Here is a 24,834-nt window from a genome sequence, read left to right on the forward strand (position 1 = left end):
CATGTATTCAAGGCTAACGCGCTTAATCAATGCCACTTTTTAGCGTTAGCATATAACCAATCAAATCATTAATATCTTGGGTTGATAATTTTTGGGCATAATCGCGCGGCATAATGCCCTCTTGAAAGCCGCCCACCAACTCTTTATCTGGCTCGGTCAGCGAGAGCCGCAGATAATCGATCGCGCTCGTGCCATCGGGGCGTTGCGCAGCACGATTACCAATATTCGAGAGATTTTGGCCGATGCCTTGGCCGGCTTCGCCAGCAACATCACTATGACAATCGACACATGCTTCAAGTTGATCGAGCGTCAATACTTCGGCTCCCTGAAAAATGCGTTTGCCGCGCTCAGCATTACCCACGCTGGTACTATCGTTGGCCGCGCCACAGCCCAGCAACAGCAAGCCCACCACAAAATAGCCAAATCGTCGCATTAACGCACTCCATTATAGGTGATTCGGTAGATTGCACTCGTACCGAAATCGGCGATATACAAGTTGCCATCGGGGCCAGTAATCACATCAATCGGGTAGAGCATACCATCAGCAAAGGTGGTTGATTTGGCCAGATAATCGCCGTTGCTGGTTTGCCCAACTTCAATGTGTACGACCTCGCCCGTCTGCCACAGCGTCAAAAAGGCGCTATCGCTATAGATTTGCGGATATTGATTGCCACTATAAAACGTAACGCCCGTTGGCACCGAGTGAGCGGGAAAGCTGATCAATGCGCCGCGTGTGCCACCGTCGCTGGGCGGGTCGCCAAAAAAGTAGGGGTAGCCGTAGTGTTCGCCTTCAACCAAATAATTAAATTCATCTGGCGGATCATTGCCCTCAACTGAGCTAGGGCCATTATCGCCCCCAAACAGCGCCCCATCGGCATTGAAAGCGACATCAAACACATTGCCCAAGCCCCGCGCATAGGGGCGCAAATCAGTGCCATCGGGATTAACCGATAAAACGCTGGCGGCTAATTCATTTTCCTCAAATTTACCGTCGGTGGTGCTGCCAACCCCAAAATACAAGCGGCCATCGGGGCCAAAGGCCAAGCCGTTGTTGGAGTGTGGCTGCAAAATCATTGAGGGCAAATTATCAACCACGATGCGGCGACTATCGGCTACGCCATCGCCATCGCTATCGCGCAAGGCCTCGATTTTGCCTGAACTAGCACAATACAACTCGCCATCGCGCCAAACCAAGCCGACCAACAAATCAAAATCGCCAGCCCATTTGCTCAAACTATCAATCTGCTGATCATTATTTTGGTCGCGGCCAATCCACAAATCGCCAGCAATATCGGCGATGTATAGTTCGTTTTCTGCTCCAAAGGCAATCGCCGTAGGATTATCCATCGTGCCACGGGCGTAGACGCTCCATTCAAAGCCTTCGGGCACGTTGATCACCCGCAAATCAGGGTTGCGTTCACGCTCGCGCTCGGGAATGCTGGTTTGCCACATGGCGTAAAAGGCGGGCGTGGCGATTAATGGCATGCCAAAGAGCAACAATAAGGCTAAGCCTCGTCGGTGCAATTGCTGATCGATGCTGTAGCGCACTTGTTTGGCTAGCCACCATAACACAAATGCGACAAGCACTAATGCACCAAGCACGGCCGCCGCTTGGCTCAGCAAATCCCAAAATTTCACCCGAATTAATGGATCGCCAATCCCAATTGGATAAGTGCTGAGCAAGCCTTGAAATACCAGCAAGATCAAGCCTTGCACGGCAATTGCGAGGCCAATCCAGCGCCAACGGCCTGCTTGGCGCATAAGCAATAATCCGCCAATCATCGCCCCCAGCCAAAGTGATAGCAGCACCAAGGTTGCAATATTCAGCAGCATCGTGATTAATCCTTTGTATGTGCACCAAAACGATGACTGGCACATGCCAGCCAAGGTGGGTTGTTTGAAGTTTCAGGGAGTTGGTAGCAGGGCTACTAGGCTCAGTATATCATGGCTGCTGGGGCGATTTGGGTGAAGCATTAGTCCCAAAAGCATGGCGAATTTGGGCGATTTGGCTTGCGCAATCGTCAAGGCTCAGGCGCTCGACCGCTAGTTCGACCCGTTGCCAACTGCTTTGGGCGAGTTCAAATGGCAATGTTTGGCCGTTGGCATCCCAAATGGTTTGCGAACGTGGGGTCGTGCCAAACCATGGAATATCGCCTTGCCACAGTGCAGTTTGCTCTGTTTGCAGAAACGGCTTCAAATGCGGTCGCTCAGGGATGCTTAGCCACAAATGGTCAAACAAGCAATCGCGATCAACTGCATCGCGCAGCCGATTGGGATGGCTGGCATGGCGCAGTAAAATCGCATAACTATTTGATGGACGGGCAATCACCCGAATCGTGGTATCGGCACAAACGGCGAGAATCTTGCTCAACAACTCGGCTTTGGCACTCAACAAGCATAAATAGGTGGTGCGGAAGCCTTGCTCAACCTCAGCGGCATAGTCTAGCGGATCAATCAGGAGCTTGCTACAGGTTGGTAGATTGTGGGCAGCTGGCACAGCGGTCGGGGCATAGCGCAAAGCCATTTGATCAGTATTGGTCTCATCCCACACTGGCTGAGGCAAGGGCAGGGTTTGCTCGGCATTGCCCGCGATGCCACTCATATCGACCCCAGGATGTTGCTCGGTGGCAAAGTGCAAGCGTGGTAACAAGCCAACTTGTTCAGCCTCGATCAATTCGTTGGTGTTGCTCAATAATAGGGGATGGCACAAGCCTTCGAGGTCAATCAAGACCGGATATTCGCCGACGGCAATCACATTTTCATAATGCACATCGCAAGCTTGTAACACCAAAAGCAAGGCCAATAATGCTCCATGGCGTTGAAAAAAACGCCGTACCGCCGCCGCATCGGCACATGGCAAGGCTTGCAACCATTCTGTCCAGCCATAATTGCCACAATCGAGCACCTTCAAACCACGTAATTGGATGGTTTGCGGTTGTTGGTTGTGCCACGCTAAAACCTGATTAAAGGCAACTTCGGTGCTCAGCGAACGCGGTTTGTAGGCCAAATGTTGGCCACTGGCAAAATCCAAGCGGCAAACACTCTTGCCCGCATGGCGATCGCCCAAGCTTTCCAAGCCTGTCCATTCGGCAAGTTCAAGCCCAAAATGCTGTTGAAGTTGCTGCCAATCGTGGGCGAGATGTTGGGCAATTTGGCTGATAAAATTAATCGTCGTTTGGCATTCGTGCACCAAACTCCGCAGCAACACTGGATAATCAGCCAATAGATCGAGCAAATCGCCGATCTGGCTATAACGTTTGATAAAATATTCAAAGCGATCTTGGCTGGTCGCCCCGTGGAGTTGGCCGCGCAAACGGGCTACATTCAGCTCAAGCACCATGGTTTGGGCAGTTAATTGGGCTAAACGTTGCACGAGCGCCTTGCCAATCGCCGCCTGCAAGCTCGGCCAAGCATGTTTAACCTGTGCTTGTTGCAAGGCTTGTTCAATGTGCGCTAGGCAATAATCGACGATTGGCCAGAGTGGATAGCCCAAGTTTGGTTGGTTGAGCCAGCGTGGATGCGGACGAGCTTGCCATTCGCGCCATGCTGTGAGGGTTTCGGCCCATGGCGGAGCAGCAACCACAACGGCGGGATCAAGCAAAGCTTGGAATTGCAGATCATCCAATCCATCCAGCGCCAGCCGTGCCTGCCACCAGAGCGTTTGCTCGAATGGGGCTTGCTTGCGCCAACGTTGGTAACGCGAGCTGGTTCGAGCGCCAAGCTCGCTCAAACCAAGCGATCGGCGCTCGCGTAGATTCAGGCTTGCCAACCAATTCATGTGCGCAGCTCACGCAGTTTCAGGCTAGGCATCTGGTCGAGTAATTGGGCAACAATTGGCTCGGCTGGCAAGTTTGATTGATCAGGCTGTGCTAGAGCCTGTTGAATCTGTTGCCAACGAGCTTGTTGATTGTTCCAGCGCCGCAAGCCATATTCGTGGCGCAACTGTTCGAGCGCAGCGACAACAGGCGCGATTGTCTTGCCATAGCCCATGGTTGTCAAACAAAATGCCAAGGTTTCAAGCGATTGAATTAAGCCTTCGGGGTTGCCGATGGTACGATAGCCTTGAATTGCTTGGTTAATTTGCTCTAACGCTGGGCTATAGTGGCCTTGAATCGCATCGACCAGCGCCAAACCACGCAAGGCATTGGCAATACCTGTGCCAAATTGCATGCTGCGGCCTAACTCCAAGGCTTGGGTAAATAACTGGCGGGCTACCACGTATTGGGCTTGTTCGACAGCCAACTGTGCCTGCACCGCCAACACCATACACACCATATGCTTGCTACCAAGATCTTGGCTCATCTGGGCAGCTTTGCTCAAATAACAGGCGGCTTGCTCCAATTCGCCTGCGGCCAGCGTGGCATAGCCTTGGTACATCAGGGCAAAACCAATCACGGTTTTATTGCTCATCTGCTCGGCGATGGCCTGACTTTCGCTGAAACAACGCTGGGCGGTGGCATAATCGCCACGGTAGAGCGCCAATTTACCTTGATGTTGCAGAACCATTGAGATGCGATTTTCATAATGCTGTTGCTGACAGAGCACTTTGCTTTGTTCAAGCAACTCGGCAGCTTGGCTCAATTCACCACGATCAAGCTGAAGCGCCCCAAGATTACAGACCAAACTACTAATCGCCATCGATAGATCAAGTTTGCGCCAAATTTGCAAACTATCGTTGAGCAAAGCCTCAGATTGGGCATATTGGCCTTGCCAATGAGCAATTAAGCCCAAATTATTGTAGACCCGCGCCATGCCAACCTGATCATTGGCAGTTTCGATCAGCTGGCGGCTTTGCGAGAAGGTTTGGGCGGCATCGCCATAATCGCCTTGATGATAGGCCAAGTAGCCCGCAGCATTGAGTGCCTCGATCCAGAGGGTTGGCTCAAGCGTAGTTTGGGTGGTTTGGGCTTGCTCAATTGCTTGAGCCAGCCAACGCCGACCCTCACCAGCATAGCCGCGCAAATACCACAAATCGGCCAAACTGGTAGCAAGCTGAACATTTTGTTCGATTTGGCGTTGGGTAAAGAAAAATTCTAAGGCCGCCCGAAAATTGAATAAATCGCGCTCAAAACGATCGCCAGCGGTCACATGTTGGTTATGCTGACTGAGATCGGCTTGGAGGATTTGCGCCAACTGCAAATAATATTGGGCATGGCGTTGGGCAGCTTGGATCAACAAACCAGCGTGTTGCAACATCTCGCGGGCATATTCGCGCAACACATTCAACATCTCAAAGCGCGTTTCGCCCTGTTGATCAGCCTTGGCGTAGAGCAAACTTTTATCGGCGAGGGTATTTAAGCCATCGAGCAAATCGAGTGCCCAAGCTTGCTCAGCCCCGACGGCGGCAAGTGACTCAAGCGTACAGCTTTGTGGAAAAACCCCGACATGCATAAACATCTGCTGATCGCTTGGCTCAAGCAGATCGACACTCCAACGAATTGCATCACGCAGGGTGCGTTGGCGCGGCGGATGATCAGACGATCGGCTAGTTAAGACGGTTAATTGATGCTCAAGATGGCGCAACATCGCTTTGGGTGCCAGCAACATACTGCGGGCAGCAATCAACTCAATACTCAACGGCAGGCCATCAAGCTGGCGACAAACGGCACTAATATCGTGCAGACTGGTTTCGTTAATCTCAAAATCGGGATTGACGGCCTGTGCTCGCTCAATAAACAGTGCTACAGCTGGCGAGAACGTGGCGCTTGGCTCATCGCTGACGGGAGTTGCGATAGCCAACGGCGCAACCGCAAAACGGCGTTCACGGCGTAAGCGCAAAGCCTCGCGGCTAGTGACCAACACCTTCAGCCCATAACAAGCCTGAATCAGCTGATCGATTGAGCTAGCGGCGGGCAACACCTGCTCGAAATTATCCAGCACCAATAATAATTCACGGTCGTACAAAAAATTTTTGAGATCTTCGAAGCTGCGACGAATGCCAGTTTCTTTGATTCCTAGGGTTTGCGCGATCACGCTCAACACATCTTGAGGATTGGTTACGGGAGCGAGGGCTACGACAAACACCCCATGGCGGAAGCGCTCAAGTTGTTGTTGGGCTACTTGCAACGCTAAACGAGTTTTGCCAACCCCGGGCGGGCCAACCAAAGTTAATAAACGCACATGCTCGTTGGCCAAACGCTCATTGATGGTCGCAACATCAGCATCACGACCAATCAATGGATTGGGTAAATCAACCAAATTGTGGGGTGGTTGATCGACCACAAAATTGACCCGTGCAGCACCTGGCGTTTGGTCAGACCATACTGGCCCAGTGGTTGTTTCCGAACGCGCAAAATGAACAAATGCTGTATGTTCAGCTTCAGGAACATTACAACATTGGGCTAAGCGCTGAGCAATCTGGGTTGAAGGCTTAAGCGTATTAGCTTCAATTTTACGAATCGTGACCGTGGCACAGCCAACCAAATGAGCCAACTCGTCTTGGGTCAGATCGAGGGTCTTTCGGCGTTGTTTAAGCCACATTCCAAAAGAGGCATCAAGCTTAGTCATATACGCTGTCCAGTGTGCTGTGGAAGTCAGGAAAGTAAGGACATTTGGTAATTGCCAGCTTACTGTTCGTCGGTGTTAACGGCGCAGGGAACCGCACTAGTAACCGAAGTCATGGTTGGAATGATGCTGCATTCGACTAAGGTACCACCTTGAATTTGGCGCAATTCTTCATCGCTCAACTCAGTCATTCCGGCAGGATTCGCAGGCATTGGCTGGGGTTTAGTGGGTTCAGCCTCAGGATTTTGATCAGCATTATTCCACGCGTTGATCGTTTCTTCATGCGACATGCTGGGTCTCCTTTGATTTTTAGGGTGGGTTTAATCGGGAGGTTGTTAGATGCCCTAGTATACGGTTAAAATATGGTTATTGGCAAGCGTAGTTTGAGCGATAGCGCTATATCGGTTTTTATATCGGTTTTGGACTAGTTGGCAAAGCCCAACTATGGTTAAATGGGGCCAGTTTCGCAGGAGGACACCCCAATGAATGACCACAGCCAAACCACTCTGATTCCAAACACCAGCCTGTTTCGCTCAGCTGCGCTAACCTCATATGTTGCTCATCATCAAGAGCAGGTTGTCCAAGAGCGGATTTCGCCGCTGTTGCTGCGTAGTTTGTGGTTGCTGGTCGCGGTGCTTTCTGTCAGCTTAGTTGTGGTTGGTGCACCGATCGTAAACCTCTAGCCCCGGACAACCTTGCGCTACAAGCAAGGTTTGGCAATGTTGAAACGTTGGTTGGCAAGCTTCAAACGGCGACGGGTTCCAGTTTTACTCCAATTAAGTGCAATTGAATGTGGTGCTGCATGTTTGGCCATGGTGCTTTCCTATTGGGGGCGAGCAACCTCAGTTGCCGAAGCTCGCGAGGTCTGTCGGCCATCGCGTGATGGCTTGAGTGCCCAAACAATTGCGGCTGCTGGCCGACATTATGGCCTGATTGTGCGAGCCTTTGCCCTACAAAACCTCGATTTTGGCTCACTCCAACTCCCAGCAATTTTGCATTGGAATTTTAATCATTTTGTGGTGCTTGAACAATGGTCACCACGCGGCGCAACCATCGTTGATCCTGCCTTGGGTCGGCGTTTTGTTGAGTTAAGCGAGCTTGACCAACGCTTCACTGGGATTGTGCTCAGTTGCCAGCCTGGCCCCAATTTTGAGCAACGCCAGCGCTCCAACACCAACCAATGGCGCTTGATTCGCTCAACCCTTTTAGCCAAACCTAGTTTATTGGGGCAAATTATCGTGGCCTCAGGCTTGTTGCAATTGGTCGGGCTGGCCCTGCCATTGCTGACCAAAAGTTTGGTGCAGCAAGTAACCTTGCCAAGTTTCGAGGTCTTGCTTGGGCGAGTATTAATTGGCTTGGGCTTAATCATCAGCATTCGCTTTTTGATTCAATATATGCGCAGCCTGTTGTTAATTCAGCTACAACTGCGTTTTGATACCGATTTAAGCGAGCATTTTTTAAGCCATTTATTGCGCTTGCCCTTGGCTTTTTTTGAACAACGCAGTAGCGGCGATTTATTGCTACGCCTAACTAGCAACAGCACAATTCGCGAATTGATTACCAACCAAGTGCTGTCAGTCGTGCTCGATGGCGGGTTAATGTTGGTGTATGGTGGCTTGTTGTTTTGGCAAAGTGGCAGTTTTGGCTTGACTGTCGCGATCATTGCCTTGCTCCAAGTGGCAATTATTTGGCTGACTCAAGGCCGTTTACGCCCGCTGGTCGAGACCGATTTGTTGGAGCAAAGCGAAGCCCAAAGCTACTTAGTCGAATTACTCAGCGGCATCACCACAATCAAAGCCATGGGCGTGGAGCATTATGCGTTTGGCTATTGGCAAAATTTGGCTCGTCGCCAGCGTAACACCAGCCTGCGCCGCCAGCGTCTGAGTGCGATTGTCGATAGTATGTTGGGCACGCTGCAAACCGCCACGCCATTAATTTTGCTGTGGGTTGGCTTACGCGAAGTGCATCAAGGCCAGATGGATTTAAGTACGATGCTGGCATTAAATGCGATTGGCACCTTGGCCCTCGCGCCGTTGGTCACATTAATTAGCCAAGGCCAGCGCTTGCAATTATTAACCAGCTATCTCGAACGATTAAATGATGTGTTGATGGCCCAGCCTGAGCCAGATGGCAGCTTCGCGCCTGAAGCAAACTTGCAAGGCGCAATTCGGCTGGAAAACGTAAGTTTTGGCTACAACCCACATACTGCGCCGATTCTGCGTGATATTTCGTTGCAGATTGCGCCAGGCCAAAAAGTTGCCTTGGTTGGGCGAACTGGCTCGGGCAAAAGCACGCTTGCCAAATTATTGTTGGGTTTGTATCAGCCCAGCAGCGGCCAGATTTTGATCGACGAACGCCCGATCGAGGACTATGATCGTCAAGCCTTGCGTCAGCAATTTGGGGTCGTGCTCCAAGATGCCTTTTTATTTAGCGGCTCGATTCGCCAAAATATCAATTTGCAACGGGCCAGTTTGCCAGCCGCCCAACTGATTGCGGCCAGCCAACGAGCTGGCTTACACAGCGACATTGTGAGCATGCCAATGGGCTATGAAACACGAGTTGGCGAGGCGGCAGGCGGAATTTCGGGCGGCCAACGCCAACGGATCGCACTGGCCCGCGCCTTATTGCGCCAACCTGCAATTTTAATTTTGGATGAAGCTACCAGCCAACTTGATACCCTGACCGAACAGATTGTTGAGCAACAACTGAATCAACTCAATTGTACGCGGATTGTGATTGCCCATCGCCTGAGCACGGTCAAAAATGCCGATTTGATTATCGTGCTGGATCGTGGGCAAATTGCTGAACAAGGCACGCATAGCGAGTTAGTGGGCACTAATGGAGTTTACGCCAAGATGGTGCTCAATCAACAACCTACATAGCATCAATGTGTGGCAGGCTGAGCACCAGCACGAACGCTACAAAATACCGTAGCGTTCGCGCCAAAAATCCAGCACTTCTTGCACAATTTGCTCCATACCAATTTGTGGCTCCCAGCCAGTGGCTTGGCGCAATTTGCTGTTATCGCCTTGCAAAATTGGCTCATCGACTGGGCGTAAACGGCTTGGGTCGAGCCTAACTTCGATAGGCACACGCCCGAATCGTCGCACCAACTCCACAATATCGCCAATGCGGGTAGCCACGCCTGAACACAGATTGTAAACCTCGCCAGGAGGCGCTTTTTCGAGCAGCAGCCACAAAGCCCGGGCCACATCGCTGAAATGGCTGAAATCGCGCTGTGGCTCCAAATTGCCAACATGGATCACTGGCTCGCTCTGGCCTGCTTCAATTGCCGCCATCTGCTGGCAAAATGTTTGAATCGAGCAGCGATCGCCTTGGCGTGGCCCAACATGATTAAACGAGCGTGTAACCACCACATGCAAGCCATATGATTGATGATATTGCAAACCCAACATTTCGGCGGCGGCCTTGCTCACGCCATATGGGCTGCCTGGGCGCAAGGGGTGGCTCTCCTTAATCGGCACATCAGCCGGATTAACGATGCCATACTGGGCGCTGGTGCAAGCAATATGCAAACGGGCTTGGGGTACGGTAACCCGTACCGCCTCTAAAATATTTAAGGTTCCTTCGGTGTTGGCACGTAAGGTGGTAACTGGAGCATCCCATGAGGCGCTAGGGTAGCTTTGGGCCGCAAGGTGAAAAATGCGCTCTGGCTGCACGCGCCGCAGCAAGGTAGCCATCGCAAAGGCATCTTCAATATCGCCTTCGTGGAAGGTTACTTTGCCTTGCAAATGCTCAATTGGCCGTGGATCGGAGCGCCAACGCTTGAGCGCATGAATTTCGAGATCAGGCAAGGTTAACAGATAATCGGCGAGAAAACTACCAACTGGCCCAGTAATGCCAGTAATCAAAACACGCATTAGAGTTCCTCAGTAGGTACATAGCAGCGTAGCAGGGTCACCGAGTTGGCAACTTCGTAGGTGTATGCGCCCAAACTTGCTGGCAAAACCAAGGTTGTGCCTAGCGTTAATTCCCAAACCCCATGAAATGAGCGCAAGGTGGCCGAGCCATCGATCACCGTGATAATTTCAAAGCTGGTGGGCAAGGTTGCCGAATCGACACGGCCATGCAATTGCCAACGCTCCATGGCAAAATAGCGACATTTAACCAGCAACGTTCGACGTGAATCAAGTCGGGTTGGTGGAGTTTCAGCGGGAGCCGAGGCCGCATAATCCAGCACATCCAAGGCTCGTTCGATGTGCATCTCACGAGGCCGACCATAATCATAAATTCGATAGGTCAGATCGGAGGTTTGCTGAATTTCAAACAGCATCACGCCAGCATTGATCGCGTGGATCGTACCAGCAGGCACGAAAATCGTGGTTCCAGCGTGGGCGGGCACATAACGCAGCAGTTCGGGCAAGCGATCATTGGCGATTAATTCGCTGCATTGTTCGCGGCTGGTTTGGTGATTAAAGCCATGAATCAATTGGGCATTGGCTTCAGTTTGCAGCAAATACCATGCTTCGGTTTTGCCATTGAAACCAGTAGTGGCCTCGACCGTGTGGGCATACACATCGTTGGGGTGCACCTGCACCGACAAATGATCGGCGGCATCAATAAATTTAGCCAGCAAGGGAAATTGGCTGCCTGAGCGCTCAAATGGCACGCTGCCAAGCAATAATGCCCCATAGCGTTCGGCGGCGGCGGCTAAGGTTTGGCCTTGCAATGGGCCAGCGGCGATGATATTTTCGGCATAGACCAGCCAAATCTCGCCCAACGGACTAGGGGCATTTGGCAAGTTCAGCCATTGAGCAAGGCGATTGCCGCCCCAAACACGGCTATCGTAGCGGGCTTCGAGTTGGATGGGTGGTAAGGTTTTCGCTTCCATAATTACTATCTTCTAAAGATCGCAACGACGCTGAGGTAAGCTCACCCCAGCGTCGTTCCATCGATCAATCGTGATAACGCTAGCGATGAATAAAACTCGTCCAAGTGCGATATTCGCGGCCTTCAAAGGTCGCAACCACTTCAACCGGAATCGTGCCAATCGGCAGATCGCGCACATGGAACACAAAACTGGCAGTGCCATCAAGCCCAGTTGTATGGCCGGTGCCTGGAATCCGTTCGCTGCCAATATAGCGGTAGATATTGACAAATGCTGGATGCGCCGCCTCGCCATTGACGATCAAGCGCACACAAATCACTTCATCCTCGGGCGGGCTGACCACGGGCAAGGTGGCCCATGCTTGAAGGCCCTCGATTGGCGCTGGCACATTGATATGACAAGGCCGATCGGGGAATGGCACATTGATTGGAATCGGCAGAACCGCAGTTGGAATGGCGGTTGGCTCGATTGGCGCTGGAGTTGGCACAACTGGGATCGTCGGGGTTGGGGTTGGGCGTGGCTCTTGCTCGCGTTGGCGATATTCAACCCCAACCAACCCTAGCACGACCAAATTGCTTTGGTGCAATTCCATGCGGCCCCGCTCGAACCATTGAAACGAAATTGGGTTGCCAGCAGGATCACGGCCAACCAGCAACGGACTGATTGGCAAGCCATAAATTTCGAGGCTGGTTGCACCTGGCGTTGTGCCCACAGTTTCCCATTTGGTACGAAACGGCTCACAAACATTAAAGCCAGTGCGCTCGAAATAGCGGCAACCAGCGCGGGCAGTTTCGCGTTCATGGGCGATGCGATAGAGTTCTGCCCCCAAACGCCCAAGCTGCACCTCGAACTGGCGCGAGTGCTCAGGATGATATTCAAAGCGTGCTCGCTCGAAATATTGCACGGTAAAAATGCCGTTACTGGTTGTTTCACGAATTTCAGCAGTAATTGGATAGCCGAATTGACTTAGACCGCCGTTGGTCTCCCAATAGCGCCGAAATGCCCCGTTGATACACAACCCAGTGCTCGAAAAACACAATGGTTGTTCAACGGCAGGCGGCTGATCATCATCTTCGGGGTTTTGGGCGGCAACCGGTTGCCAGCGCCAACTCGCCCAACTCACACAGATAAGTATCAACCCTAGCCCAAAGGCGAGCCGCCAACGGTGCATACGTCAATCCCCCTCACTAGGCAATATTGGTTTGAGCGCTCAAGGCAGTCAGGCGGGCGCGTAAGGCCAACATTGCTGCTAAATTGCGCATCAAACGATAACCAAAAATTGGATCTTGCTCACAACGATTGAGAATTGCAGCCTGCGAAATGCAAATCACCCGCACGCCTGCATCGCCTGCTTGGAGTCGCGCCGAACGCACACCGCCATCGACCAACGCCAATTCACCAGCAATTTCGTCGGCAAACAAGGTGGCAAGTTTACGCTCTGGGCCTTCGGCTCCGAGGCTGCTTGGGTCGAGCCACACTTCCAAATGACCGCGCACCACCACATACAGATCGTTTTCGCTGGATTGTTGGGCTGAAAGCACTACCGCTGGCTCGAGTTGCTGAATCGTGGCGTGATCAGCCAAGAATGCTAAATCGTCGGGTCGCATTTGTTCAAATAAGGGAACATCGGCCAAACGTTGGGCGATTTCGGCTGGGGTCGGTTGCTCAGATGAATCTGGCTGCAATGCCATAAGGCCTCCAAACTAGCTTCATGCCTGTATTCTAGCGGTTCTTGAAGTGATCGGCAACATTGGCCTAATTTTGGCGTACAATGCTGACAGACCAACGGTCATCCCCCCAAATCGTGAGCAAACTATGTTAATATCCCCATACTGGCGATTTTGGTGGGACTCTGGAACTATATCATGCGGCGTGGTAATGGCATAGTCTGTGCTTTATAGCTAATCAGAATATCGCAATAAAAATTGACACATTACAAACAACGTTAAAAGGAGGTCACAGGGTGCACTGTCCTCATTGTAATGCACCCTGTCGCTACATTGGCGAGCAACGGGGCGCTGAAAAGTATAATCGTGGCCGGAAGATGTTGTTGTGGACGTGTGTTGCTTGTGGTTCAACGTTAAGCCAATTGGTCGATAAGGACACGCCGATTCCGTCGGTTGGCACGCTTTCGTCGCAGCAACAAACCAAAACAACCGTCATCAGTGGTCGCTCTGCACGAGACTAAGTTGCTGGGCATCAAATGTTAGGTCGAGGTTTTGGCCTTGATCAAGCTGATAGTTGCTCGGTAGATCGAGTTGCAATCCACCATGCGCATAGCGCCATTCAATTCGTTGATGGCTACCACGAAAACTTTGGCCAACCACTTGGCCGCGATAGCTGGCTGTTGCGCTTGGCGCTAGCTGGGCGGCCTCAGGCCGAATCAGCAAATAGGCTGCTTGGGTTTGCGAGCTTTGAATTTCAAATTGGCCTAAATTGGTTTCGACCAGCTGTAACTCAGGGCTAAGGCTGGTTTGCTTCACAATTGGTAATAAATTGGTCAGGCTCAAAAATCGTGCTACAAAGGCAGTTTTGGGCTGTTGATAGATCGCTTGGGGCGTGTCCAGTTGCACAATTTGGCCTGCATTCATCACAGCCAAGCGATCAGCAACCACAAACGCTTCATTTTGATCATGGGTAACATAGATCGCTGTCACTTCAGCTGCTTTGATAATCCGGCGCAATTCCTCAGTTAAGCGTTCGCGTAACGTCCGATCCAACGATCCCAATGGTTCATCGAGCATCAATAATTGTGGGCGCGGCGCTAATGAACGCGCCAAAGCCACGCGCTGGCGCTCGCCACCCGATAATTCGAGCACCGAGCGTTGTTGATAGCCAACTAAGCCAACCAATTCGAGCATTTCAGCGACCCGCTGTTGGCGTTGAAGTTTGGCCATGCCTTCCATGCGCAGGCCAAATTCAATGTTTTCGCCAACATTACGATGCGGAAACAGCGCCCAATCTTGGAACATCAGGCCAAAATTGCGCCGATGAATTGGAATCGGATTGAGCGGTTGGCCATGCAACAACAACTGGCCTTGATCAGCAGATTCAAGGCCAGCAATAATGCGTAAGAGGGTCGATTTACCACAACCACTGGGGCCAAGCAAGGCCAAAATTTCACCACGATTGATCGTTAGTTCAATCTCGCGTAAGACGATTGTTTGTTCAAACTGCTTACGAATGCCTTGCATGTGCAACATAGTTTATCCACGACTGCGTTGAGTGAGGCCAATGCCAAGCAATAGTATAGCAAGAATTGCCGCACCAACCAACCAATTGCTTTGTGGTGCTGGGGCCGCACTGGTATCGGGCAAGACTGCGGGAATAACTGTAGGCGTGGTGGTACTGCCAGTGCCTTGTTCCGGCGTGAGCGTGGCAATTGCTTCAATCGTGGCGGTGCTGCTGATCGCAACGGTTGGCGTAGTAATCACCACTTCGGTGGCGCTGACGGCAATCGTCGCGGTCACTTGATTAATCGCCGTGGCGTTAGGCGTTGGCCGTGGCGTGCGAGTTGGGGTTGGTGTGCCAGGTGCACCAATAATCCGAATTGGCACATCATCGGCAGCCGGTGCGAGATCGTTCCCAAAGCTATCGCCAGCACCAACCACCCGAGCGCTATTGGTGGTTTCTTCAATCCCCTTGAGCGCCGTAAAGACTGTCGTGATCGAGATAAATTCGTTGGGTGGCAGGCGCATTGGGCGCGGCGGGGTCAGCACATTCGCCCACGTCAGGCGACCTGGTTCAATTGTATCGGGCATTGGTTCAGATGAAATAAATTGCAGCGCGGTTGGATCAAAGGTATCTTCCAACGGCAAACGCACCACATCAACTAAACCAGCATTTTGCACCCGAATTGTGAAGGTGATGCGTTGTCCAGCTTGGGGCAAAATGCCTGCATCGAGTGTTTTTTCGAGCGGTGTTTGGCCGCCAACTGCTTCATTATCGTGCTCAGCCTCGCCATCGCCCACCAAATTACCCAATGAATCGTAGGCATCATGGGTTGCGGCGTGGTTGACGACCCGTGGCGAGGGATGTTCAGCGGTGAAGCGCACCAAAATCACCACTTGTTCACCAGGAGCCAATGGCCCAGTCGTTTCCAGAATGTTATCCCAATTGATTACACCAGTGCTGGCGTTGTGGCTATCTTCGGCTGGAGTAGCATTGATATAGCCCAAAACCGAACGATCATAGGTATCGACAACTGGCAAGGTGATCACGGTGGTATGCCAATTGTTGGTGATGGTGATGGCAAAGGTCAGGGTTTCACCAACCATCACCACATTGCTCGATTTGAGCAAGGTTTTTTCAACCCGCAAGCCATTGCTTTGGGCAGCGGCGGGGCGTACCGAACCTCCAAAAAACAGAACTCCGACTACCAACAGAAAAAGTGCGGTCGTGATGGCCAACAACAAACCAAGCATGCGCGAACGAAGCATCATGTTGCTCCTTTGCGTTAATTAAAAAGTGGTTAAATACTACCATAGAACGTATCAAGTGTTGTAAAGGCTATAGGCTATAGGCTTTTGGCTGATGGAGATTGGGTGGAACTACGATTAACGCAGAGGCACAGGGCATAGATGGCGCTGGGCGAGGGGCTAGGGCAGAGGGATTGGTGACCATTGTTAATGCAATAAACCATGACACATAGAGCATAGAGGTAATGGTACAATAGCTTAACGACCACCTGCGTGGATCGCAGCTCTACCCTTGGAGGACACCATGGGATTACGCAATGCCGCCGTGAGGACGGCTGGACAATTGCCCGCTTAGCCACGCATTTTCGAGTAAATCGCAGTACGGTGTTCCGGTGGATTCAGCGTGACCAACCCGATGACCACTCCACGGCTCCCAAACGCCATGGCCGAATTGTTATCACCAAGGTCTATTGGGCCGCAGTACTGGCCTATCGCGATGCGAACCCGCATCACGGAACCCAGCACATTGCCCATGAACTCCACCCACAGTTTCCGACCGCCAATAAAGCCACCATCTGGCGGATTCTTCATGCCGCTGGACGGATCGGGCCACGACCAAAAAACATAGCGTGGCTCATGCCGATTGGGTGGCATTGACTGCAATTGGATATTCACGAAGTGTCCTTCGTGGATCTACCGCTATACTAGGCCCGTGGAGAACACCATGCTACGCAACAACGAACTATGGATCGCGATTGCCATCGCGGTAACCTCAACGATCATCGCGCGGTTGCCAGTACTGCATTGGCTGGTTTATCCGTTTGAGCTGTTCAATACCTTTGTGCATGAGCTTGGCCATGGCTTCGCTTCATTGCTGACTGGCGGCAAACTTGATCGGCTTGAAGTGTATTCAAATGGCGAGGGCGTGGCCTGGACTGCTGGCGGCATTCGCTGGATTGTGGCCAGTGCTGGCTATTTGAGTAGCGCCTTGGTTGGCGGCGCATTATTAATTCTTTCAGCACGGGGCATTAGCGCCGATCGCGTCACATTAATTATTGGAATTGCATTGTTTGTGCTGTGTGGCTTGTTTGTTCGCAATATTTTTGGAATTATTGTTGGTATTTTGCTGGCGGGTGCATTCATTGCCGCCAGTTATAAATTGGCGCTGCACTGGAACGAATGGCTGCTGTTGGTGTTGGGCGTGCAAACCATCTTAAATGCGCTCGATAGTTTATGGGATTTGCTGCGACTTTCATCCTACCGTCGTCACGTAACCAGCGATGCCCTCATTATGCAACAAGCAACTGGAGTTCCAGCAATTTTATGGGCATTGGTGTGGAGCGGCATCGCCTTATTGATTTTGTGGCAGGCCATTCGATTTGCCTACTTCCGTGACATTTAGCCCATTCAAGCGCCGCCAGATGTGATATGCTCTAGGGGTGATCGAAGTAACCCGGAGGCAATCGCTATGCTGGAGGAGATTTTCGCTCCGCAATCGGTGGCCGTGGTGGGAGCATCTCCCGATCCATCACGTCTTGGTCACCGTGTCCTCAAAAATGTAATCGACAATGGCTATAAAGGGCGAATCTACCCGATTCATCCTACTGCCAGTGCAGTTTTAGGCCAAACGGCCTACCCGTCGGTCGCTGCTGTTCCCGCTGATGTTGAATTGGCAGTTTTGGTTATTCCACCGCAGCATGTCTTAAATGTGGTCGAAGAATGCGGCCAAAAAGGCGTGCGCGGTTTAGTTGTGATCACCGCAGGATTCAAGGAAGTTGGCGGTGAAGGGGTTAAGCTTGAACACCAATTGGTAGAGATTGTGCAACGTTACGGCATGCGCATGGTCGGACCCAATTGTCTTGGTGTGATTGATACAGTCAGCGATTTGAATGCTTCGTTTGCAGCATTAATGCCCGCTGATGGTGAAATTGCCTTTATGTCGCAATCGGGCGCGGTCTGTACCGCCATCCTCGATTGGAGCAAAGAGGCCAATATTGGCTTTTCGCGCTTCGTCAGCCTTGGCAATAAATCCGATGTTGATGAAGTAGCATTGTTGCAGGCTTGGGGCAACGATCCCCAGAATAAAGTTATTTTGGCCTATTTGGAAGGCATTTCCGATGGCCCCGGCTTTATTCAGGCCGCCCGCGAAGTGACCAAACGTACACCCGTTATCGCGATCAAAAGCGGTACGACGGCAGCAGGCACGAGAGCAATTTCCTCGCACACCGGCTCGTTGGCTGGCAGCGAGAGCGCTTACGAATCGGCATTTGGCCAAAGCGGGATCATTCGTGCTCGCACAATGGAGCAATTGTTTGATTTTGCCTTGGTGTTTGCCTACCAACCCTTGCTGACTGGCTCGCGAATTGCGATTGTCACCAATGCTGGCGGACCTGGAATTATCGCCACCGATGCGATTGAGCGGGCTGGCTTGCAAATGGCCGAATTTACGCCCGCAACCATCAGCCAACTTCAAGCTACGTTGCCAGCCACCGCCAATGTCTATAATCCAATCGATGTCATCGGCGATGCCAAAGCTGATCGCTATCGAATTGGGATTGAGGCGGCCTTGACCGACCCGAATGTTGATGCGGTGTTAGTGCTGTTTACCCCGCAAGCTGGCAGCGAAGCCGAAGCCACGGTTGAAGCCATGGCCGAACTTTCAGCCAACCAAAGCAAACCAATTGTTGCCAGTTTTATGGGCGCATATAGCATTAAGCCTGCGCTCAAACTGCTCAATCAGTATAAAATCCCCAACTACGAATTCCCTGAACGAGCGGTATCAGCCTTGGAAGCTATGTGGCAACATCGCCGCTGGCGTGAACAACCAGCCATGACTTACGCTCGCTTCGATGTTGATAAAGCGCATGTCCGCGAGTTATTTGCTCAAGTACGCGAGGCAGGGCGGGTTGAGCTTGGCGAAATCGAGGCCCGTGAAGTGATGGCAGCCTATGGCATGCGTTTGCCCGACAGTCGGCTTTCGCGTTCGCCCGAAGAAGCCGCCGAAATTGCCAAGGAAATTGGTTTTCCGGTGGTGATGAAAATTAGCTCGCCCGATATTCTGCACAAAAGCGATATTGGCGGGGTACGTGTGGGGATTGCCGACCCGCAAGCTGCCAGCGATAGCTACGAACTAATCGCCTATCGTGCCCGCAAATTCAGCCCAAATGCTCGGATTTGGGGGGTTTTGGTGCAGGAAATGGCGCGTAAAGGCCGCGAAGTCTTGGTTGGGGTCAGCCGTGATCCGCAATTTGGGGCGCTAATCGGCGTGGGCATGGGCGGTATTTATGTCGAAGTGCTCAAAGATGTTGTATTTCGACTTGCGCCCTTGAGCCGCGAAGAAGTGCGCGAACAACTGCGGGCAATTCGTTCGTTTCCATTGTTGCAGGGCGTGCGTGGCGAGCAGACCGCCGATTTAGAAGCCGTTGAAGATATTGTGCTGCGGGTCAGCCAATTGGTCAGCGACTTCCCCGAAATCGTCGAAATGGATATTAATCCGCTGGTCGTCTACAACCGTGGCGAAGGCGTAATCGTGCTCGATGCCCGCATTATTCTGCAAGGATAGATTTGAAAGTCAAAAGGCAAAGGGCAGAAATCAGAATTAAAGATCAATTCTATTAAATTAAGTCAGAAGCAAAATCGAAATTGAGAATTAATCACATTCTGGACAATACGATTCTAATTGTGCCATTGGAATTTAGAAGTATCTCAAAATCTATTTTGACTTTTGCCTTCTGACTTTTGATTTTTGCCCTTTGCCTTGATACAAGGAGTTTCGCTATGGCAACGCTGTATGTTGCATCAACAGAATCATATGTTGGCAAGAGTGCAGTTTGTGCTGCCTTGTTGCGCCAACTCAAGAATCGCCAGATCGACGCTGGCTATATGAAGCCAGTCAGTGTTTCGGTAACCCACACGCCTGAAGGGGCGTTCGATGAAGATGCTGCCTTTATTCGCGAGAGCTTTGGCCTAAGCGAGCCATTGGAGCAGATCGCGCCAGTGCTTTTGCGCCGCACCACGATCGAAAGCATTTTGCGCGGCGAGCAGCACGATTGGGCTGGGGCGGTGCAACAAGCGTTCCAAGCAATCAGCAGCCAACATCAAGTGACCATCGTTGAAGGCACGAATAGTTGGGCCGAAGGTTCACTGGTCGATCTGAGCGCCGATCGGGTGGCCGATTTGATCGATGCACCGATGGTCTTGGTTTCGCGCTATCGCACCACGCTCACTGTTGATGCAATTTTGTCGGTGCAACGCTTCGTCGGCAAACGGCTCAAGGGCGTGATTCTCAACCAAATCGAAGAAACCCGCCTCGATTTTGTTCAATCGCATGTTGTGCCCTTCCTTGAGCAGCATGGCATCGCGGTTTTGGGCTTGTTGCCGCAAGATAGTGCGCTCTCAGGTATTCCCGTTGAAGATTTGGTGGCTGAGCTTGGTGGCAATGTGATTGGAGCCGATTTTGGCAAGGGCAAAATCATCGAATCGCTGATGATTGGGGCGATGGGAGCCGAAGCGGGCTTATCGCACTTCCGCCGTCGCGCCAACAAAGCCGTGATCACTGGCGGCGACCGCACCGATTTGCAATTGGCTGCCTTGGAAACCTCAACCAATGCCTTGGTATTGACAGGCAACTTCCGCCCGCAACAATCGGTGATCGATCGTGCTGAGCAACGCAACGTGCCGATTATCACAATTGCTGATGATACCTTGACTGCGGTTGAGCGGATTGAAAATATGTTTGGGCATATTCGCTTGCACGAACGTACCAAACTCGAACGCTTCACCAAACTTATGGCCGAGCGCTGCGATTGGCCGCGCTTGGATGCGATTTTAGGCTTGTAGCACTTAAAAATCATAAAAGGAGGTTTGAAAACCTCCTTTTATGATTTTTTAATATTAATCTTCCATCATTCTATCAACACAACCACAGTCATAAGCAGCTTCTTCAACTACTTCTTTTATCGTATCGGTCAGAATACTTCTATTCCCTTCAAAAATTGAAACTGATGGATCATTTTTCGAAATCATAAAATTTCCCAACTTATATGCATTCTCTATATCTTCATTTCCCTCTATAATCTCCTCACAAAACTCACACTCCCCTAGAACATTTGACCGAATAGCTATTTGAGTAGCAATCCGTCGTTGATCCTCTCTCAGTAATTCCAAATTCTTGTGCTGTTCCATGATGTACTCCTTTTAATTGAAGAAAATTGGTAACCATCAAATAGCAGCAAATTATTAACAAGGTATAAATAATGTATCCATACAATCGAGATTATACTTGTATAACGATACGATCCTATCAAACCATAGTAGTAACTTAACTCATACATTAGTTTGGATATTATTCAGTGTAGTTATTTCATGATAAAAAACGCCCCGTGTTTTGTTCAGAACACGGGGCGTTTTATTTTAGCCTTGAAGCGAAGAATTTAATCTAGCGGTAGCGCCATTGTTCGTAGTGTTGGCCGACATTACCCATTTCGACTTGCCAATCGGCGGGATTGCTGGGAGTGTAGGTCAGCACGCGGCGCTCGAAGGCTTGCACCAACACAGTTTGCTCAACACCACCAACATAGACCTTGGCCCAGTAGGCTTCGCTAATTGGGTAGCCCAAAGCAAAAACCCAATCCATCACTTGGCCGTTTTGGGTACGGCCATTTTGGCTAACCAAGCCTTGACGATTGACAAAATCCCAGAAGGCGCTAGGGATGTTGTGGCCAGTTTGTGGCACATAATGCACCAACTTAGCTGCATCAGTTGCAGCGCCAGCATAAGCGCTCACTTTGCCACTACGCGCTAATTGCTGATCGGCGAATTGACCAGTACGATCGCTGGTTGCGCCAAGCAAATTGCTAAAACTGGCGTAGGTTGGAGCCGAAGCAGCGCCTAAATCGCCAGCAATATTAATTTGGGCCGGACTACGCTGCACATAATTGCTATCGCCAATTTGAATCTGGCCCTGAATCAATTCCTTCGCCAGCAAGCCGTTGGTCACAAACCATTGGCTTTGGCGGTCGGCCTCGAAATCGCTAATTTCCATGCGCGATTTATCGAAATATTGCACTTGACGCAAACCACCAGGCGCTTGATCGTAAACCTCGGCGCGGGCTTGGCCGCTGCTCGGCCCCCACAACCAAGAGCGCACTGCTTGGCCACTCGCCACTGGAGCATCGGCATAAGCCCAAACCTTGTTAAAGGCTGGGTCGGCAAATTTGCCATTGCTGCGCGTATCGAAGTTGGGCAATTTGTTGCTCGATGAAGTGGTTGGGGTTGGATAGGCCGAAGTTGGCGTGCGGGTCGCCGTGCCAGTCGCGGTTGCCGTGCGATTAGGATCGCTAGTTGGCGTAACATCATCCTCGAAAGTTGGCGTAATATCATCTTCGAAGGTTGCGGTTGGCTGCATGGTTGGTTCGCCTTGGTTGGCATTAGTTTTGATCTGGAAGGTCAAGGTGTAATCGATAAACTGATTGCCAACATCGCCAACATTCTTGACCTGCACAAAATAGAAGCCATCGACGAACGGCGCGAAATCGATTCGCGAATCCAAGCCTGATTCATAATCATCGTTGAAATCGATAATCGTTGTGCCATCGCGATCAGCCAAGACCATCACTGTATCAGCACCAACACTGAGTTCCGAGGTAAAGATCGAATAGACTTTGCCAGCTTTGCCAAAGAATTTGACCCAATCGGCATCACCGCGTGGGCACAACCGATGGTCGGGATGAACTTCGCCAACCACAATCAACGGTGCAATTTCAGGCAAGCCATCCGGCTCGTAGAGATCTTTACAAATTTCAGGGATGAGCGTTGGCGTGGGGCCATAACTTTCACTATTCAACACCACTGTGTAGAGCGCATCAATAAAGCCGCGTCCGGCGGAATCGCGCACCTTAATGTAGTATTGGCCGTTGGCGGGCGCACGCCACGATTGAATTCGTGGCTTGATATCGCTGGGATCATTGTTGCGCGGAAAGTCATCGTTAAAGGCCAATTGATTGCCGTTGCTATCGTAAAGCGTCAACGAAAGATCCAGCCCATCGACCATTTGCGAAACATCGATCGTATAGACTTTGCCCTCTAAACCGCCAAATAAGAGCCAATCTTCGTCGCCAACTGGACAAATCGCGTGCACTTGCGGCACATCAACTTCAATTCGGCGAGCCTGGCTGCGGGTATTATTTGGCTCAAATTTATCGTTAACCGTGCCACCATTACCATCGCAAATCCGCCCAGGCGTGCCAGTATTGGTAGCCGTTGGAGCAGTGGCGGTAGGTGTATTAGTACGAGTTGGAGTTGCTGTTGGCGCTACGACATTAATAAGAAAATCAACAATTCTTGAACTGGCAACACCTGTAGTATTGCCAGTAGCAGTAACACGAATCCTAAATGTATACGTTTGCAAGGGAGCAGTAGCTGCAATATTAATTGTAGCCAAAACTGTAACCTGATCACTTGGATTTACCCCTGTCACAGGAGCAATTGCATTAACTGTAATTTGGGGTGGTAATCCCTCTGGAGCAAATGTAAAATTTGCACTTTCATTAGAGCTACTTAGGCTCTGAATTTGAAATGCAAATTGGCGCGATTGCCCAGGAACCATGGTATCTGCAAAGGAATTAGGATCTACGAAAAAATTGACTGTATTCGGGGCTTGCGGCTGGGCTTGGGGTGGCGTTACAGGCCGCGCCCATACACCCAGCGGCGTTAACAAGCCAGCTAGCACCACGAACATTAATAAACGCGCACGTTTCATAGGCAACTTCTCCGCTTCAAGGCTGGTTGATTTGACAAATGGGTTAAAAAGAGCAGCATCGCTATTCTAGCCCATTATAACGTCAAATATTGATTTTGGGGCAAGCAAAAAAGCATGCCCTCACCCCAACCCCTCGCCCACTGCGGTGGGCGAGGGGCTTTTCAGGATACCGGGACGGGTCTTGAAGGTGATAGCGGTAGCGCTCCCACTGCGGCGGCGAGGGGCTTTTCGTTTGGCGGTTCCCCCTCGCTCGCTCTGCGGGAGCGGGGGCGAGCTTCCAAGGGTAGGTTTTAAGATCCCTCACCCCCGACCCCTCTCCCACTGCGGCGGGCGAGGAGCATACCAATGGTCATGCTCGGATGGTTCCCCCTCGCTCGCTCTGCGGGAGCGGGGGCTAGGGGGTGAGGGCATGGCAATCGACTCCAAAGTTCACCCAATCATTGTTAAAAACCTACCCTTGAAAGGAGGGGGCTAGGGGGTGAAGGAACTTAAAGCTGGTTGATCATGCTATTTTCGATAATTGGCTGGGGTGCGCCGTTTTGGGCTACCCGCAGCATGGCTTGGGCTAGTTGCTCAGTTGTGGTGACATAGTGGGGAATTAAGCGTTTAAACAGGGGATACAGCGGGCTAGTAAGCCTATACATTAGCCGATACCAGCGGGTTTTGGAAACTACGCCATGTTGAGGTTGGATAAAGCCTGGGCGAAACATATAGGCCGCGCGAAATGGCAAGGCCAATAAGGCTTGTTCAGTTTGGCCTTTGACCCGTGCCCACATCGACCGCGAATCAGCATCAGTGCCCGAACCTGAAATATAACTAAAGCTTGATTGTGGGTTTAATCGTGCCAAGGTTTGGGCCACATGCAGCGTTAAATCATAGGTAATCGAGCGATAAGCAGCTTCGGTCATGCCTGCCGCCGAAACGCCCAAGCAAAAAAAACAGGCATCATAGCCCACCAATTCATGCTCGATTGAGCCGAGTTGATATAAATTACTATGCACAATTTCAGCGAGTTTTGGGTGGCGTTGGCCGGTGGGCGTGCGCCCAACACACAACACTTGCTCAATCGCTGGATTCAACAAACACTCACGTAATATGCCTTGCCCAATCATACCTGTAGCACCAAAAATTATTATTTTCATCAAAATTTCCTTTTCAAGCGATTGCATTAAGCCTAGCACGATTTCCAGGCAAGTAGCCGAATGGTTTATGCGGTTGGCAATGACCTTCAGCCCTTTCAAGGGTAGGTTTTAATAAGCATCATCATCACCACCCTTCCGTCCCGCCTCAAGGCGGGAGACGCA

The 24,834-nt window shown here is 51.2% G+C and carries 21 protein-coding genes; 7 read left to right on the plus strand and 14 right to left on the minus strand.

What is annotated here, in order from left to right; translation table 11 throughout:
- Positions 1 to 22: 22 nt before the first annotated feature.
- From DEF47_RS07895 to DEF47_RS07915, 5 genes are all read right to left on the minus strand, one after another.
- Positions 23 to 433 (minus strand): c-type cytochrome, encoded by a 411-nt coding sequence (locus tag DEF47_RS07895; protein ID WP_012191266.1) that lies wholly within the window; start codon positions 431 to 433, stop codon positions 23 to 25.
- Positions 433 to 1,833 (minus strand): PQQ-dependent sugar dehydrogenase, encoded by a 1,401-nt coding sequence (locus DEF47_RS07900; protein WP_012191267.1) that lies wholly within the window; start codon positions 1,831 to 1,833, stop codon positions 433 to 435. Before DEF47_RS07900 ends, DEF47_RS07895 begins: the two co-directional genes overlap by 1 nt.
- Positions 1,834 to 1,942: 109 nt before the next feature.
- Entirely contained in the window at positions 1,943 to 3,778 is a 1,836-nt protein-coding gene (gene lanM / locus DEF47_RS07905) for a type 2 lanthipeptide synthetase LanM (protein ID WP_012191268.1), read from the minus strand.
- A complete protein-coding gene (locus DEF47_RS07910) occupies positions 3,775 to 6,507 on the minus strand; it encodes a tetratricopeptide repeat protein (RefSeq protein WP_012191269.1) in 2,733 nt (910 codons plus the stop codon). The genes lanM and DEF47_RS07910 overlap by 4 nt, the downstream gene beginning before the upstream one ends.
- A gap of 59 nt (positions 6,508 to 6,566) precedes the next feature.
- Positions 6,567 to 6,794 carry a mersacidin/lichenicidin family type 2 lantibiotic gene (locus DEF47_RS07915; RefSeq protein ID WP_012191270.1) on the minus strand — a complete coding sequence of 76 codons (228 nt, stop codon included), beginning with the start codon at positions 6,792 to 6,794 and terminating at the stop codon, positions 6,567 to 6,569.
- Between the two features lie 192 nt (positions 6,795 to 6,986).
- Here DEF47_RS07915 and DEF47_RS07920 point away from each other — a divergent pair, with 192 nt between their 5' ends.
- Positions 6,987 to 7,187: a hypothetical protein gene (locus DEF47_RS07920; protein WP_041304707.1), complete on the plus strand. Its 201-nt coding sequence runs from the start codon at positions 6,987 to 6,989 to the stop codon at positions 7,185 to 7,187.
- A 36-nt stretch (positions 7,188 to 7,223) separates the two neighbouring features.
- The gene (locus tag DEF47_RS07925) at positions 7,224 to 9,386 is read left to right on the plus strand and encodes a peptidase domain-containing ABC transporter (protein ID WP_012191271.1); all 2,163 of its coding nucleotides are present in this window, start codon (positions 7,224 to 7,226) and stop codon (positions 9,384 to 9,386) included.
- Between the two features lie 36 nt (positions 9,387 to 9,422).
- On the opposite strand, the gene DEF47_RS07930 is transcribed toward DEF47_RS07925, so the two are convergent.
- The 4 genes from DEF47_RS07930 to DEF47_RS07945 all read right to left on the minus strand — a co-directional run bounded on the left by DEF47_RS07930 (position 9,423) and on the right by DEF47_RS07945 (position 13,044).
- Positions 9,423 to 10,385 (minus strand): GDP-mannose 4,6-dehydratase, encoded by a 963-nt coding sequence (locus DEF47_RS07930; RefSeq protein ID WP_012191272.1) that lies wholly within the window; start codon positions 10,383 to 10,385, stop codon positions 9,423 to 9,425.
- Entirely contained in the window at positions 10,385 to 11,356 is a 972-nt protein-coding gene (locus DEF47_RS07935; protein WP_012191273.1) for a type I phosphomannose isomerase catalytic subunit, read from the minus strand. Before DEF47_RS07935 ends, DEF47_RS07930 begins: the two co-directional genes overlap by 1 nt.
- A gap of 79 nt (positions 11,357 to 11,435) precedes the next feature.
- Positions 11,436 to 12,524, minus strand: coding sequence for a hypothetical protein (locus DEF47_RS07940; protein WP_012191274.1), 1,089 nt, complete (start codon positions 12,522 to 12,524; stop codon positions 11,436 to 11,438).
- Between the two features lie 16 nt (positions 12,525 to 12,540).
- Positions 12,541 to 13,044, minus strand: coding sequence for a cyclic nucleotide-binding domain-containing protein (locus DEF47_RS07945; protein WP_012191275.1), 504 nt, complete (start codon positions 13,042 to 13,044; stop codon positions 12,541 to 12,543).
- Between the two features lie 272 nt (positions 13,045 to 13,316).
- On the opposite strand from DEF47_RS07945, the gene DEF47_RS07950 reads away from it, so the two are divergent.
- Positions 13,317 to 13,541, plus strand: coding sequence for a hypothetical protein (locus tag DEF47_RS07950; RefSeq protein ID WP_287045059.1), 225 nt, complete (start codon positions 13,317 to 13,319; stop codon positions 13,539 to 13,541).
- Here DEF47_RS07950 and DEF47_RS07955 read toward each other — a convergent pair.
- Positions 13,516 to 14,556 (minus strand): ABC transporter ATP-binding protein, encoded by a 1,041-nt coding sequence (locus DEF47_RS07955; protein WP_012191276.1) that lies wholly within the window; start codon positions 14,554 to 14,556, stop codon positions 13,516 to 13,518. The genes DEF47_RS07950 and DEF47_RS07955 overlap by 26 nt on opposite strands.
- Positions 14,557 to 14,559: 3 nt before the next feature.
- Positions 14,560 to 15,795 (minus strand): DUF11 domain-containing protein, encoded by a 1,236-nt coding sequence (locus tag DEF47_RS07960; protein ID WP_012191277.1) that lies wholly within the window; start codon positions 15,793 to 15,795, stop codon positions 14,560 to 14,562.
- 249 nt (positions 15,796 to 16,044) lie between these two features.
- Here DEF47_RS07960 and DEF47_RS07965 point away from each other — a divergent pair, with 249 nt between their 5' ends.
- The 4 genes from DEF47_RS07965 (at position 16,045) to DEF47_RS07980 (ending at position 20,610) form a co-directional block, all read left to right on the plus strand.
- Positions 16,045 to 16,428 (plus strand): helix-turn-helix domain-containing protein, encoded by a 384-nt coding sequence (locus DEF47_RS07965; protein WP_012191278.1) that lies wholly within the window; start codon positions 16,045 to 16,047, stop codon positions 16,426 to 16,428.
- A 67-nt stretch (positions 16,429 to 16,495) separates the two neighbouring features.
- Entirely contained in the window at positions 16,496 to 17,173 is a 678-nt protein-coding gene (locus DEF47_RS07970) for a M50 family metallopeptidase (protein WP_012191279.1), read from the plus strand.
- Between the two features lie 66 nt (positions 17,174 to 17,239).
- On the plus strand, positions 17,240 to 19,333 hold the full coding sequence (acs, locus tag DEF47_RS07975) for an acetate--CoA ligase alpha subunit (protein ID WP_012191280.1): 2,094 nt from the start codon (positions 17,240 to 17,242) through the stop codon (positions 19,331 to 19,333).
- 215 nt (positions 19,334 to 19,548) lie between these two features.
- Entirely contained in the window at positions 19,549 to 20,610 is a 1,062-nt protein-coding gene (locus DEF47_RS07980) for a phosphotransacetylase family protein (RefSeq protein ID WP_012191281.1), read from the plus strand.
- A 54-nt stretch (positions 20,611 to 20,664) separates the two neighbouring features.
- On the opposite strand, the gene DEF47_RS07985 is transcribed toward DEF47_RS07980, so the two are convergent.
- The 3 genes from DEF47_RS07985 to DEF47_RS07995 all read right to left on the minus strand — a co-directional run bounded on the left by DEF47_RS07985 (position 20,665) and on the right by DEF47_RS07995 (position 24,672).
- Positions 20,665 to 20,955 carry a hypothetical protein gene (locus DEF47_RS07985; RefSeq protein ID WP_041304713.1) on the minus strand — a complete coding sequence of 97 codons (291 nt, stop codon included), beginning with the start codon at positions 20,953 to 20,955 and terminating at the stop codon, positions 20,665 to 20,667.
- Between the two features lie 253 nt (positions 20,956 to 21,208).
- Positions 21,209 to 23,530 (minus strand): PPC domain-containing protein, encoded by a 2,322-nt coding sequence (locus DEF47_RS07990; RefSeq protein ID WP_012191282.1) that lies wholly within the window; start codon positions 23,528 to 23,530, stop codon positions 21,209 to 21,211.
- Between the two features lie 488 nt (positions 23,531 to 24,018).
- Positions 24,019 to 24,672 (minus strand): NAD-dependent epimerase/dehydratase family protein, encoded by a 654-nt coding sequence (locus tag DEF47_RS07995; RefSeq protein WP_012191283.1) that lies wholly within the window; start codon positions 24,670 to 24,672, stop codon positions 24,019 to 24,021.
- Between the last annotated feature and the right edge of the window lie 162 nt (positions 24,673 to 24,834).

Origin of the sequence: Herpetosiphon sp. (assembly GCF_003512625.1) — a bacterium.
Taxonomy (GTDB): Bacteria; Chloroflexota; Chloroflexia; order Chloroflexales; family Herpetosiphonaceae; genus Herpetosiphon; species Herpetosiphon aurantiacus.